Genomic DNA, 13,165 nt, shown 5'->3' on the forward strand with positions numbered 1-13,165 from the left:
TTTATTGGTTAGAGTTTTATTTAATTTGTCGTTATTAGATGTTTAACTCAATTTATATTTTATAAACAAAGCGAGTATTAGCTCGGAAAATGATTATTTATCAATATTAACAATGTTAAGTTTTATCAATTGAGGAGGCGTTATGCAATTAACCCCAAGAGAAATTGAAAAATTGATGGTTTATACACTCGCAGATGTGGCTGAAAAACGCCGTGCACGTGGTGTGAAATTAAATTATCCAGAAGCTGTTGCCATTATTACAGTCACGGCACTTGAAGGGGCTCGTGATGGTAAAACTGTTGAAGATGTAATGAAAGAAGCGGCGACTGTTTTAACAAAAAAAGACGTTATGGATGGCGTAGGGGACTTAATTCCAAATGTGCAGGTTGAAGCGATTTTTACTGATGGTACTCGCTTAGTGACAGTCCACAATCCGATTAAATAAATGAAGGAGAGGTGAATCATGAGTAATTCAAAAGCAGACATTAAAGTTCCGACTCCTTTAGGTGGTGTTATTTTTGCTGATGAGCCTATTGAGTTCAACGTCGGTAAACCTGAAACAAAAATTAAAGTTCGTAATACGGGTGACAGACCAGTGCAAATTGGTTCCCACTTCCATTTTTTTGAAGTTAACCATGCATTAGAGTTCGACCGTGCAGCGGCTTACGGTAAGCGTTTAAATATTGCCTCTACAACGGCAATTCGTTTTGAGCCAGGTGATGAAGTTGAAGTTTCACTGATCCCTTACGGCGGAAAACAAAGTGTATATGGGTTTAATAACCTTGTTGATGGTTGGGCGGGTGATAACGTTGCCGCTACTGAACGTCCTGCTAAAGCAATCGCCTTAAATAAAGCAATTGCTCGTGGTTTTAAGCATAAGGAACAGTAAGCGCGTTAGATGTCAGTAATGATAAATAACAATTCACCTTCTTCACATTAAGGTAAATAACATGCCAAAAATTTCTAGACAAGAATACAACGGTTTATTCGGGCCAACAGTTGGCGATAAAATTCGTTTAGGCGATACTGACTTATATATTGAAATCGAAAAAGATTTACGTGGATATGGCGAAGAGTCTGTCTATGGTGGTGGTAAATCTTTACGCGATGGTATGGGCGCGAATAATACTTTTACTAGCGATAATGGTGTTTTAGATTTAGTAATTACTAACGTCACCATCGTCGATGCGCGTTTAGGCGTGATTAAAGCGGACGTGGGGATTAAAGCGGGTAAAATCGTTGGTGTCGGTAAAAGTGGTAACCCAAATATTCAAGATAACATTACACCGGGCATGGTTGTTGGGGTATCAACAGATGCTATTTCTGGTGAACACTTAATTTTAACAGCTGCGGGTATTGATACTCATATCCATTTAATTTCTCCGCAGCAAGCTTATGCGGCGTTATCAAACGGTGTGACAACCTTCTTTGGCGGTGGTATTGGTCCAACAGATGGAACTAACGGTACAACAGTAACCGCAGGTCCTTGGAACATGCGTTCTATGTTACGTGCAATCGAAGGCTTACCAATCAACGTGGGTATTTTAGGGAAAGGCAACTCTTATACGCGCGAACCATTGATAGAGCAATTGGTTGCGGGTGCAGCGGGTCTGAAAGTGCATGAGGACTGGGGCGCAACAGGGAACGCTATCCGCCATGCGCTACGTATTGCTGATGAGTTTGATGTACAAATTTCTGTGCATACAGATAGTTTGAATGAAGGTGGTTATGTTGAAGATACCATCGAAGCATTCGAAGGCAGAACTATCCACACTTATCACACTGAAGGTGCAGGTGGTGGACATGCCCCTGATATTATTAAAGTTGTTAGCCAACCTAACGTATTACCAAGCTCAACAAACCCAACATTACCGTTCGGTGTTAACAGTCAATCAGAGTTATTTGACATGATTATGGTATGTCATAACTTGAACCCAAATATTCCGTCGGATGTTTCATTTGCAGAAAGCCGTGTTCGCCCTGAAACCATTGCAGCAGAAAACGTACTACATGATATGGGTGCTATTTCGATGTTCTCAAGTGACTCACAAGCGATGGGGCGTGTGGGTGAAAACTGGTTACGTATTGTTCAGACTGCCAACGCGATGAAAGCTTCTCGTGGCAAGCTACCTGAAGATGCTCCGGGCAATGATAACTTCCGTGTTCTACGTTACGTGGCAAAAATCACTATTAACCCAGCAATTGCTCAAGGTATCAGCCATATCTTAGGCTCGATTGAAGTTGGGAAAATGGCCGATCTCGTATTATGGGACCCGCGTATGTTTGGGGCTAAACCTAAACTGGTTATTAAAGGTGGCATGATCAACTGGGCTGCAATGGGCGACCCAAATGCTTCCTTACCAACACCACAGCCAGTTTTCTATCGCCCAATGTTTGGTGCGATGGGTAAAACTGTTAATGACACTTGTGTGACTTTTGTTTCACAAGCCGCATTAGATGATGGCATTAAAGAAAAAGCAGACCTTGAACGCCAAGTGATTGCTGTCAATAACTGCCGAGCGATCGGGAAGCGTGATTTAGTGCGTAACGGTGAAACACCAAATATCGAAGTTGATCCTGAAACTTTTGCTGTAAAAGTAAATGGTGAACATGCAACTTGCCAGCCGATTAGCGAAGCCGCAATGAACCAACGTTATTTCTTTAGCTAATTGTACATGTTTGGATTATCTGCCTGCCAGTGGTGGGCAGAATTAACATAAAAGGTAATATTATGATCATTATTGAACATATTCTTGGCAATGTTAAAAAAGACCCAGTGTGGCAAGCACGCCAGAAAAATGCCGATGTTGATACGTTGATCCTCGATCAACGAGAAGCACAGAAAAGCCGCTGTCGAAAAAATACGGAAAAAGGCCAAGACTTGGGTATCGCGCTGGACAGAAACGTCTTGTTATCTGATGGCGACGTTCTGCTATTTGATGAAGCCACCAACACAATGACGGTAGTTCAGATCTCTTTACGTGACGTCATGATGGTCAATTTATCCCACCTGAAAAACTTGAGCACAGAAGAGCATATTCGTATTAGTTTTGAATTAGGGCATGCTTTAGGAAACCAACATTGGAAAGCTGTTTTAAAAGGTGATCTTGTTTACGTGCCATTAACGGTAAGTGAAAAAGTGATGGGATCAGTGATGCGTACACATGGGTTTGGTGAAGAAACATTTGCTTTCGTGAAGGGTGAAAGCATTTTACCTGAATTGAGCCACTCTGAAGCACGCTTATTATTTGGTGGTGCAGAGGAAACGGATACGCATGTTCATGTGGAGTTAGGACAGATCCACGGACACAACCACAGTCATGATCACAGCCATGGACACGATCACAGTCATAATCACCATCATGACCATGGGCACACTCATACACACAAATAACGTTCGTGTTCATGAGTAAGGAAAGTGATATGGAAGCATCTGACCTAATTAGAATTATGCAGTTTGGTGATTCAGCGCTGCCAATTGGTGCGTTCACATTTTCAAATGGGGTTGAATCCGCCATTCAAAAAGGTGTTGTCCACGACAAAGAAACGCTGAAATCCTTTGTTCACACGTCTTTGAAGGTCGCAGCACATTCAGATTGCATTGCGATTGTGGCGGCACATCGTGCCGTTCTTGCACAAGATCATGACGCATTAGCGAAGATTGATTGGGCCGTGCATAATCGCAAATTGAATGAAGAAGCGCGAATAATGACGACTCGAATGGGAAAAAAACTCGCTGAAATCTCAGTTCATATTTTTGATGACCCACAAGTGAGTGGGTGGCTTGCGAAAATCAAAGCCAATGAGGTTCCAGGAACCCAGCCAGTCATACAAGCCATTGTTATGGCGGTACAAGGGATCACCGAAAGAGATGTTGTTGTGATGCACCAATATGGTATTGCCATGACAATCTTAAGTGCCGCGATGCGATTAATGCGTATCACACACTATGAAACACAGCATATTCTTTTTGAATTAAATGAAGAAATTAAGGCTTTTTGTGACATCGCAGCCTGTGGTGATATAGAGCAAATGTCCTCATATGTTCCTGTTATTGATGTCTTAGCTGCGGTACACACTAAATCGTTTGTTCGTTTATTTATGAATTAGCGAACAACTAAAAATTTTGGGGAAAAATGATGAAAAAAATGACTCGGATCGGAATTGGTGGGCCTGTTGGTTCAGGAAAAACAGCCATTATTGAAGTGATCACCCCGATCCTTATTGAAAGAGGCATTAAACCACTAATCATCACAAACGATATTGTGACGACCGAAGATGCGAAACAAGTAAAACGTACCTTGAAAGGTATTCTTGATGAAGAGAAAATTTTAGGTGTTGAAACCGGGGCATGTCCTCACACTGCGGTACGTGAAGACCCAAGTATGAACATTGCTGCAGTTGAAGACATGGAAGAACGTTTCCCTGATAGCGACGTGATCATGATTGAAAGCGGTGGAGATAACTTAACATTGACCTTTAGCCCTGCACTCGCGGACTTTTACATCTATGTTATTGATGTGGCTGAAGGTGAAAAAATCCCACGTAAAAATGGCCCAGGCTTAGTACAAGCTGATATTTTAGTTATTAATAAGATTGACTTAGCGCCTTATGTTGGTGCTAGCCTTGAAGTGATGGAGCATGACACTAAAGTTGTTCGTGGGGAGCGTCCTTACGTACTAACTAACTGTAAAACAGGGGAAGGGGTTGTTGAGCTAGTTGATATGATCATGGATAAATTCCTCTTTACGCACCAAGTTCCAAGGGGGTAAAGATGACGAATTTCAGGGCAGATATAGCAAATACTCCAACGCGTGTTAAAGCTCATATTTTAGGCTGCAATGCCCCTGAACTCGCCGCATATCAAGATGAACCGAAGCAAATGCAAAGTGGTGCTGTGGGTAAAAGTGGTTACCTAAAATTAAGGTTTGCTCAGGGAGAATATCGTAGTGAGCTGGTGGAAATGGAGCGTCGTGTTCCCTCTTTAGTGCAAAAAGCACTGTATTGGGATGAATTGATGCCCCAGCTACCCTGCGTCACTATGATCTCTACCTCTGGCAGCTTATTACAAGGTGATAGGCAAGCCCTTGATATTATAGTTGAAAAGGGGGCTTGTGCTCATGTGACAACGCAATCTGCGACCAAAGTTCATATGATGGAAGCGAACTATGCTACTCAGTACCAAAATATTATTGTTGAGGAGGATGGGTATTTAGAATATTTACCCGATCCTATCATTCCTCACCGTAATTCTCGGTTTATTACTGACACGCGGATTAATATTCACCCAAGTGCAACGATGATTTACTCAGAAATATTGATGTCAGGACGAAAGTATCATCATCCTGACGAACAGTTTGGCTTTGATGTTTTCTCATCACATATTCGAGCGGAGTCATCGTCCAATAAAGAATTATTTGTTGAGAAATACATTTTAGAGCCAAAAAAATCACCGCTAAACATTACCGCAGTTATGGATAGCTTCGATACGTTTGGCAATGTGATTTTATTGACACCTAAAATTCACCATGAACGTATTTTAGAACGTCTAGATGCGATATATGACCCGAAAAATGAAATTGCTTTTGGTGCAACTCAATTACCGAATGATTGTGGATTAATATTTAAAGCGTTGGGTGTTGATAGTCCAAAAGTAAAGGATGCTGTTAGGTATTTTTGGCAAATAGCGAGAGAAGAAATATTAGGTATTTCGCTACAAGAGCCTTTTTTATGGCGTTAAATATGGTTCGATGTATTAAATGTATCTTATTGCATTTAATACAATGTGGTAATGATTGTCATAAAGTGACTGAAATAACCTGCTAGGTTATCAAGGTAATTTATTAATATATTATCAGTAGAGTGATTTTTATAAATTCTCTACTGATATTCCTATTAAGGAATTTCACGATGGAAAAAATAATAAATCAGAACGCTTGGAATAAGTTAGCCAGCAAAAATATGACGATTCAATTTATTGATGTCGTCTTGCGTGGATGTGCTCAAGTTATGTTTCAAAATAACGCACTAACCGGACTTCTATTTTTTATTGCGATTTTCATCGGTGCGTTTTTAGAAGGAATGCCACAAGTCGCTTTAGGCTGTTTGTTAGGCACCGTTGTCGCTACACTGACAGCTTATATTAGTAAATTAGATACTGAATCGTTGCGCTCGGGGCTTTATGGTTACAATGGTTGTTTAGTGGGTGTTGCATTACCGACTTTCTTAGAGAATACCCCATTTGTTTGGGTAACTATCGTATTGGGGAGCATCGTTTCGGTTATAGCGACTATCTCTTTAATGGATTTTCTTAAGAATTGGAAAGTTGCAGCATTAACAGCTCCTTTTGTTTTAGTATCATGGATTATTTTGCTCGCGAGTTACAACTTCTTAGGTATTGAAGGCGTTGCATTACCGACTCCTGCACTACCTAAACAACTTATTGAACCTATTGGATTAATTCCGCATAGCGATCTGGTTGCTGATGTTTTCCGTGGTATTTCTGAAGTTTTTTTACTTAGTAGCATGATTGTTGGCATCATCTTTGTCATTGGCTTAGCGGTTAGTTCTATATGGGCAGCGATATTTGCGGTATTTGGTTCTCTTCTTGCCTTTATTGTTGCAACTCTTTTAAAAGGTGACTTTGCGAGTATTCATACAGGGTTATATTCGTTTAGTGCTGTATTAACTGCAATTGCTTTAGGTTCTACCTTTAACAAGCCAAGCTATCGCGTGGTCGTCTATGCCATCGTTGGTGTGATATTTACCGTATTTGTTCAAGGGGCACTCGACATAATTCTTGAACCATTTGGTATTCCGACCTTAACGATGCCATTTGTTCTCGCATCATGGTTATTTCTAGTACCGAACCAAGATATTATGCCTAAACATCGACAGTAATATTGGCACTAAAACTTTTGGTACTCAATTATGAAAAAAAATGCAATATATAAATATATTCAAAATATGAGAATGCTACGCTTAGTGCTCGCATTATTAATACTTGCTGATGGGATATTGATTATTCTCCCCATCATCTCAACTTATGATCTTCATTTATACCCTCAACATCTAGGTTTTGTTGATTGGCTACAATCATTAGGACTGGTTAAATTATTAGATATTCCAAGATTTGCTATTGGCGTTGTACTCATTATTCTTGCTATTCCTATTTACTTAGGTCTACGTATCGGTTGGTTATTTAGCTGTTTTATGCTGTTCATTATCATGTTAATTAACTTGGTATTAGCAAGAGAAAATGTCCTGACTGGAACTTTTTCACTAATCGTTCTGATTATTGCTGTTGCAAATTGGAAAGCATTTAATCGCCATAGCTTATCTGGTGCAGGCTTTGTTGCTTTCATGAGCTTAAGCGTACTATTGGGTTATTCTGTATTTGGTACTTTATATTTAGGCGAGCAATTTCAACCCCATGTTACTGACATCTCATCTGCATTCTATTTTGCTTTGGTATGTATGACGACGGTGGGCTTTGGTGACATTATTCCGATTAGTGTTGAGGCAAGACTGTTTACAATTTCGATTGTTATTTTAGGTATTACAATTTTTACAACCTCTATTGTGTATTTTCTAGGGGTATTTGCAAAAAGCACACAAGAAATTGTTAAGAAGAGATTATTCCGTATGAAAAACCACTATATTATTGTTGGCGCAAGCCCTTTAGCTTTAAACACCTACCACGGATTAAGAAAGCGTGACTTAGACGTCATGGTACTTTGCCATGAAGATCAAAAAAAGAGCTATCCAGATAATGCGCAAGTTATTACCACGGAACAAATCAATAAACATGCATTAAATAGTGCTAACTTAGGTCAGGCAAAAGCCTTATTTATTCTTGGTGGTTCTGATTCGGAAAACACCATCTCTATGTTAGCTGCGAAAGAAATTGTCGGTGGAAATATTAAAAGCGTCATTGCTGTAAATGATGATAAAAATTACGAAAATATGCAGCTATTACATGCAGATTTACTTATTTCGCTTTCATCTTTAGGAAGTGAAGTTTTGATTAAAATGATCTTTGGTGAAAACATTAATAACCAAGTGATGGAGAATATTATTTTTTCAAACAACATATTAGATTCGTAATATGCTGGGGGGCCCAATGGTAAAATTGCTACTTGAGTATCTACAGTTTTATCATTTATACGAAGAAATAAAAATATAGATAAGAGATAGAGAGTTTATTATGGATCTAACCGTTATTATTTTTATTTTAGTGTATGTCGCAATGGCTTTTGGGACTTTTCCAGGGATTAAAATTGACCGTACTGGCGCATCTGTAGCGGGTGCATTAGCCATGATAGGGTTTGGGATTATCTCGCCAAAATTATCTTGGGATGCAATTGATTATAGTGCAATTGGGCTATTATTTGGCTTAATGGTAGTATCTGCATCATTTACAGTATCCGGTTTTTATCACCAAGCGGCACAAAAAGTGGCGAGCTTAAATATTAGCCCTCCTAAATTAATGGCTGTTTTTATCATTGTTGGGGCACTTCTTGCTTCGGTACTTACAAACGATATTGTGGTGGTGGCGATGACACCTTTATTAGTTTCCGTCACATTATCCCGTGGGCTTAACCCTATTCCATTTTTACTTGGTTTTTGCTTTGCGGCCAATAATGGTGCCGCAGGATCTTTAATTGGTAGCCCTAAAAATATGGTTGTGGCACAAGGATTGGATTTATCTTTTATTGGAATACTCAATATTACAGCCATTCCAGTCTTATTTTCAGTTCCTATTGTATGGTGTGTGATTACCTTGCTTTATCGTAATCGTTGGTATTTATCTGAAGACAAAAAGTCATTAATGCCCAATGTTGAGCCTTCGATTATTGAATTCAATTGGTGGGAAACGATAAAAGCCGCTACGGTTTTATTTATTGTTATTTTAGCATTTTTATTTAGTGATTTTCCGCGTGAGCTTGTTGCATTATCGGCAGCCTGTTTTTTATTGTTAAACAGAAAAATAGCATCCAGTGACATGTTAAAGCATGTTAATGGTGACTTAATTCTTCTAATGATGGGCCTATTTATTATTAATACCGCATTTTCCAATACAGGTATCCCTCAGGAGGTATTGCACTACTTATTGGGTAAAGGTATCGATCTAAATAGTCCTATTACGTTATTTTTGGTCACCATCGTGATGAGTATTTTTGTAGGGACAACACCAACGGTGATTTTATTAATCCAGTTTGTTTACCCCCATGGAAATGTTGATTTATTAGGTGCTGCTTTAATCTTAGGTGCTTGTTTTGCAGGTAATATATTTATATTTGGCAGTATTGCTGGGATTATTGCTGTTGAGCAATCCTCAGCTCATGGTATTAAAATATCGTTTTTAGAGTTTACAAAATCAGGTGGTATTATTTCCATTATTTGTATTTTTATTGCTGTTGTTTGGTTATCCATCTATTAGCTTATAGAGAGTTTCAGTATGTTTGAAGTCAAAAACTTATGTATAAAGCAAGATAACCGTACATTATGGGATTCAGTGTCATTTTCACTGAATAAAAATGAGCGTCTAGGGATTTCAGCACCGAGTGGTTTTGGTAAAACAACATTAGGTCGTGTATTAGCCCAATGGCAAATGCCTACGCAAGGCGATGTGCTATTTAATGGAAAAAAATTAACTCAAAAAGGGTATTGCCCTATTCAGTTAGTTCCTCAGCACCCTGAAAAATGTTTTAACCCTTATCGAACAGTCGGTGAAAGCGTGAAGGATGCTTGGGAGCCTGATCCATACTACCTTGAACGGTTGTTTATTAAATCAGAGTGGTTGGCTAGAAGGCCCAGTGAACTTTCTGGTGGCGAACTTGCTCGAATTGCCTTATTAAGAGCATTAGATTCAAGAACAAAAGTTTTAATTGCAGATGAAATTACTGCACAATTAGATGCGCATCTGCAGAAAGATATATGGCAGTTTTTAATTCAACTTTCTGAAGAAAGACCATTATCGATGATTGTTTTTAGCCATAATAAATTTCTATTGGAAAAGGTGTGTACCTCGATTTGGAATATGGCCATATCAGAATGAACTGTTTTATAAGGCTAAATAAAATTACGGGTCATTTAATATTATCATTTAACGACTAGTGATTAATAATGTTGAATTAATGTGTGTAATTTAAATTTTATTTTAAAAATGATGTCTTTAATTTATGATATTAAATAGAGAGGACCGCAATGGTAGCTATTGATATTTTATTAGTTGGCTCAGGTGGCGGTATTGGTTCACTACTTCGTTGGTGGATTGGTCGCCTGGTGGGGGAACGTTATCATGGGACGTTTCCATTATCCACATTCATTATTAATATTTCTGGTGCATTTGTTATTGGTTTTTTAAGCCGTTATTTTGCGATCGATTGGGATGACCGTTATGGGACATTTCTTCAATCAGCGGTTTTAACTGGGCTACTCGGTGGCTATACGACGTTCAGTAGTATGCAACTTGATGCTTTAAAATTGACTCAAACTAAACAAAAATTACTCGCACTATTTTACTTATTACTTTCGGTTTTATTTGGGTTAGCTGCGGCATTTATTGGTGCTTGGTTAGCAAACTAACAGGGGCTAAAAATGAATATTATGATCTTAGTTTTTATTGGTGGTGCAATTGGGGCAATTTCCAGAGAACTACTGATGGTGTCTGTTCCTACCATGAATAATCATTTCCCTCTTGACATATTTGTAGCAAATATTGTTGCTTCCTTATTATTGGGTGTTGTTGCAGGCTTACTTATGAGAAATAAAATAAGCCAAGGGATGAATGCCTTTTTAGCTACGGGGATCATGGGAGGATTATCGACATTTTCTAGCTTCGTTTACGGTGCAGTAGAAATAATGAAGTCGCCGCAGTTTTTATTGGTTGGAATGAGTTATTTGGTTTTAAGTATCGTTATTGGATTTGTTGCTATTTATATCGGATATTCAGTAGGTAATAGACAATACAGTTAGCTCTCATGCTGATATTTTAAAATTTATAAGTGAGTAAGAGGTTTTTGATATGAAAATAGGTAAATCAATATGGCATGGGATCACTTCAAAGCCTTATAGATTACAATTATTATTTGATATAATGCTTTTAATATTATCACCCGTGATCTTCATAAGTATAATTGGATTTGATACTAAAACTCTAGATATGGATGTTTTTATTGTTACATTAGTTATTTTGATTTATATTTACATTACACGTTGGTTTAGCCATTGGTATTGTAAGAGACGTGAAAATAAATAATGTATATGCGACAATTTGATAAAACCACATTCGCTTTTTTATCATAACTTGCGTTTGTTATGGTCTAAAAAGAGGGGAAGCTTCATGGTTTATTAAGAAGAAGCTTCCCTGTTTTTCCTTGCTATTAATCTATAATTTCACTTTTCTTTATAATTCTAAAAATGTTTAAAACTAAACTAGCAAGGATTGCAATAGCACCACCAATAAATGTCTCGTATGCCCTTGATATCGGTAGTAAGTAACTTGGATCATGTAAAAATTGAGTTTCTTCAAGAAGAAGCAGAACAAAAACAGTAATAGAAAATGTTTTTAGTAGATAATTTAAACGAAAAAGTGTTGGAATTAAAAATACAATTAAAGCTAAAACTGCTAAGTAAATATAAGTTTCCTTTGATTTTGTTATGCTAAACATGGAAATGACAAAAACAGCCGCCAATAGGCTTCCTAAAAATCTAAGTAAAGTAGCCTTTATTATATGCATTTCTTTTGGATGGAGTAACATAATGAATGTAAGGGGAGCCCAATAAGGTTTATATAAATTTAGATAGTCAGGTATTGAAAGGCTTAAAAATAGGAAAAAACTGAACAAGAAAGCTCGTATATATATTTTTTCATCACTATGATATATTTCTTTTGAAAATAATCCGTTTTTAAATGCATGACTTTCAAAGTTTTTATGTTTTAGTAAGCTAAAAATAGTTAGACTAATAGCAATCCCTGAGATATAGGCCATTGGCAGGTCAATGCTAATAGAGTCAAGTGTTGTTCCCATGGAAGAAAAGATAATTAAAAATGGAAATGTACGGTCTAAGTAATCATCTTTTTTATAAAATAGATAATAGCAATATGATAAGATAAATAAGTATATATAAAAATAAACTGTTAACTTTAGTATAAAGCCAATGCCCCCACCAACGATGACCAAACATAATAAAAAAAACACATAAAAAATATTACTACTATCAGGTTTTGTATCATAAACGATATTAGAGAATAGAGTTGTTAAAAGACCAAATGTTCCACCAATGACACCAAATAAAAAAAAGCAGGCAGTTGAATTGACTATTGCGGTAATCAAAAAAACTCCGTTATTTCTAAAACTGATATATTTATTTTTTTTACTTATAACTTTCATATTGGTCGCTCATTTTGTCTTTTTTAGTCGTTTTTTATCATGTTTTAATCGAATTATATCATAGGCTAACGCATTTTTTATATATTACGATATTTAGAATCTGATGAGATACGGGGATTTAAGATTATAAATATTGGCTCTGAGGAAGATCGAGAATAACAAGTGACGGGCAGGCCACAATCAACGCCATCTTTCTTATAATCGGAACAGATTGCTAGTTGAATGCGATAAAATTCACAGGGTATTGAATGGGATAAATAAGATTAGAATTCCTTTTTCCTCATCGGCAAATTGGCTGCTCACCGATGAAAATTATCTGTTACACCTTAAGTGAAACTAATCACTATTAATTTGAGATTAGCAGATAATTACACTGCCAGCTTAAGCTGATAATTTTATTAGTAGTGAAGATAACTTGAGTTTTTTGTTTTATTTATATTAAATCATATAATTATGATGGTTTTGTAGATTGAAATATTTGGTTACATAGTTTATTTCTATGTACATTAGAACTTACTGGGCTTATCGCAGTTTGGTCTATTTTTTGTTCGATGATAATTCGGTTATGATTCATTTTTAGTGTTTTTCTGAAATTATATAGCGATATTTCAACCAGTTTACGCTAAGTCACTTATCCTAGGGAGATACAAAAAGGCCGCTAGGTTTACAGTCTATCCATAAGCTTTTATTATCCTTAACTCAAATCTTACCGTGCGCACTGGCTGAGATGACGGAAATTAACAGTTAATTATATTTACTTAACTCAA

Annotated in this window: 14 protein-coding genes; 13 read left to right on the forward strand and 1 reads right to left on the reverse strand. The window is 37.2% G+C overall.

The genetic code is table 11. The features are described 5' to 3' along the window. The first annotated feature begins 142 nt into the window (after nucleotides 1-142). From PR834_RS05965 to PR834_RS06025, 13 genes are all read left to right on the forward strand, one after another. Nucleotides 143-445, forward strand: a complete 303-nt coding sequence (locus PR834_RS05965) for an urease subunit gamma (RefSeq protein WP_004256079.1) — start codon at nucleotides 143-145, stop codon at nucleotides 443-445. An 18-nt stretch (nucleotides 446-463) separates the two neighbouring features. After that, on the forward strand, nucleotides 464-889 hold the full coding sequence (locus tag PR834_RS05970) for an urease subunit beta (RefSeq protein WP_004256072.1): 426 nt from the start codon (nucleotides 464-466) through the stop codon (nucleotides 887-889). Nucleotides 890-950: 61 nt separating this feature from the next. Beyond that, nucleotides 951-2,669 carry an urease subunit alpha gene (locus PR834_RS05975; RefSeq protein WP_004256069.1) on the forward strand — a complete coding sequence of 573 codons (1,719 nt, stop codon included), beginning with the start codon at nucleotides 951-953 and terminating at the stop codon, nucleotides 2,667-2,669. A gap of 62 nt (nucleotides 2,670-2,731) precedes the next feature. Continuing rightward, nucleotides 2,732-3,394 (forward strand): urease accessory protein UreE, encoded by a 663-nt coding sequence (gene ureE, locus PR834_RS05980; protein ID WP_272536513.1) that lies wholly within the window; start codon nucleotides 2,732-2,734, stop codon nucleotides 3,392-3,394. 29 nt (nucleotides 3,395-3,423) lie between these two features. Beyond that, nucleotides 3,424-4,110, forward strand: a complete 687-nt coding sequence (locus PR834_RS05985; RefSeq protein ID WP_036957901.1) for an urease accessory protein UreF — start codon at nucleotides 3,424-3,426, stop codon at nucleotides 4,108-4,110. A 29-nt stretch (nucleotides 4,111-4,139) separates the two neighbouring features. Beyond that, on the forward strand, nucleotides 4,140-4,772 hold the full coding sequence (gene ureG, locus PR834_RS05990; protein ID WP_036957900.1) for an urease accessory protein UreG: 633 nt from the start codon (nucleotides 4,140-4,142) through the stop codon (nucleotides 4,770-4,772). Nucleotides 4,773-4,774: 2 nt separating this feature from the next. After that, nucleotides 4,775-5,740, forward strand: coding sequence for an urease accessory protein UreD (locus tag PR834_RS05995; RefSeq protein ID WP_004256062.1), 966 nt, complete (start codon nucleotides 4,775-4,777; stop codon nucleotides 5,738-5,740). A gap of 170 nt (nucleotides 5,741-5,910) precedes the next feature. Further along, nucleotides 5,911-6,900, forward strand: a complete 990-nt coding sequence (yut, locus tag PR834_RS06000; RefSeq protein WP_004256061.1) for an urea transporter — start codon at nucleotides 5,911-5,913, stop codon at nucleotides 6,898-6,900. Nucleotides 6,901-6,930: 30 nt separating this feature from the next. Next, a complete protein-coding gene (locus tag PR834_RS06005) occupies nucleotides 6,931-8,106 on the forward strand; it encodes an ion channel (protein ID WP_004256060.1) in 1,176 nt (391 codons plus the stop codon). 100 nt (nucleotides 8,107-8,206) lie between these two features. Further along, a complete protein-coding gene (locus PR834_RS06010; protein WP_110591473.1) occupies nucleotides 8,207-9,442 on the forward strand; it encodes an SLC13 family permease in 1,236 nt (411 codons plus the stop codon). Nucleotides 9,443-9,460: 18 nt separating this feature from the next. Beyond that, nucleotides 9,461-10,060: an ATP-binding cassette domain-containing protein gene (locus tag PR834_RS06015; protein WP_272536514.1), complete on the forward strand. Its 600-nt coding sequence runs from the start codon at nucleotides 9,461-9,463 to the stop codon at nucleotides 10,058-10,060. A gap of 149 nt (nucleotides 10,061-10,209) precedes the next feature. Continuing rightward, nucleotides 10,210-10,590 carry a fluoride efflux transporter CrcB gene (gene crcB / locus PR834_RS06020; protein ID WP_004256057.1) on the forward strand — a complete coding sequence of 127 codons (381 nt, stop codon included), beginning with the start codon at nucleotides 10,210-10,212 and terminating at the stop codon, nucleotides 10,588-10,590. Nucleotides 10,591-10,602: 12 nt separating this feature from the next. Further along, nucleotides 10,603-10,980, forward strand: coding sequence for a CrcB family protein (locus PR834_RS06025; protein ID WP_110591474.1), 378 nt, complete (start codon nucleotides 10,603-10,605; stop codon nucleotides 10,978-10,980). Between the two features lie 407 nt (nucleotides 10,981-11,387). Here the strand turns inward: PR834_RS06025 and PR834_RS06030 are convergent, their stop codons facing one another. Next, a complete protein-coding gene (locus tag PR834_RS06030) occupies nucleotides 11,388-12,398 on the reverse strand; it encodes an FUSC family protein (protein ID WP_196725205.1) in 1,011 nt (336 codons plus the stop codon). Between the last annotated feature and the right edge of the window lie 767 nt (nucleotides 12,399-13,165).

The sequence above is a fragment of the Providencia sp. PROV182 genome (genome assembly GCF_028480325.1).
GTDB classification, from domain to species: Bacteria; Pseudomonadota; Gammaproteobacteria; order Enterobacterales; family Enterobacteriaceae; genus Providencia; species Providencia hangzhouensis.

Excerpts from the sequence above, each read along its gene's own strand:
- PR834_RS06005 (WP_004256060.1), top strand. The coding sequence starts at position 6,931 with ATGAAAAAAAATGCAATATATAAATATATTCAAAATATGAGAATGCTA.
- ureG (WP_036957900.1), top strand. The coding sequence starts at position 4,140 with ATGAAAAAAATGACTCGGATCGGAATTGGTGGGCCTGTTGGTTCAGGA.
- PR834_RS06010 (WP_110591473.1), top strand. The coding sequence starts at position 8,207 with ATGGATCTAACCGTTATTATTTTTATTTTAGTGTATGTCGCAATGGCT.
- crcB (WP_004256057.1), top strand. The coding sequence starts at position 10,210 with ATGGTAGCTATTGATATTTTATTAGTTGGCTCAGGTGGCGGTATTGGT.
- PR834_RS06025 (WP_110591474.1), top strand. The coding sequence starts at position 10,603 with ATGAATATTATGATCTTAGTTTTTATTGGTGGTGCAATTGGGGCAATT.
- PR834_RS05985 (WP_036957901.1), top strand. The coding sequence starts at position 3,424 with ATGGAAGCATCTGACCTAATTAGAATTATGCAGTTTGGTGATTCAGCG.
- ureE (WP_272536513.1), top strand. The coding sequence starts at position 2,732 with ATGATCATTATTGAACATATTCTTGGCAATGTTAAAAAAGACCCAGTG.
- PR834_RS06015 (WP_272536514.1), top strand. The coding sequence starts at position 9,461 with ATGTTTGAAGTCAAAAACTTATGTATAAAGCAAGATAACCGTACATTA.
- yut (WP_004256061.1), top strand. The coding sequence starts at position 5,911 with ATGGAAAAAATAATAAATCAGAACGCTTGGAATAAGTTAGCCAGCAAA.
- PR834_RS05975 (WP_004256069.1), top strand. The coding sequence starts at position 951 with ATGCCAAAAATTTCTAGACAAGAATACAACGGTTTATTCGGGCCAACA.
- PR834_RS05995 (WP_004256062.1), top strand. The coding sequence starts at position 4,775 with ATGACGAATTTCAGGGCAGATATAGCAAATACTCCAACGCGTGTTAAA.
- PR834_RS05970 (WP_004256072.1), top strand. The coding sequence starts at position 464 with ATGAGTAATTCAAAAGCAGACATTAAAGTTCCGACTCCTTTAGGTGGT.
- PR834_RS06030 (WP_196725205.1), bottom strand. The coding sequence starts at position 12,398 with ATGAAAGTTATAAGTAAAAAAAATAAATATATCAGTTTTAGAAATAAC.
- PR834_RS05965 (WP_004256079.1), top strand. The coding sequence starts at position 143 with ATGCAATTAACCCCAAGAGAAATTGAAAAATTGATGGTTTATACACTC.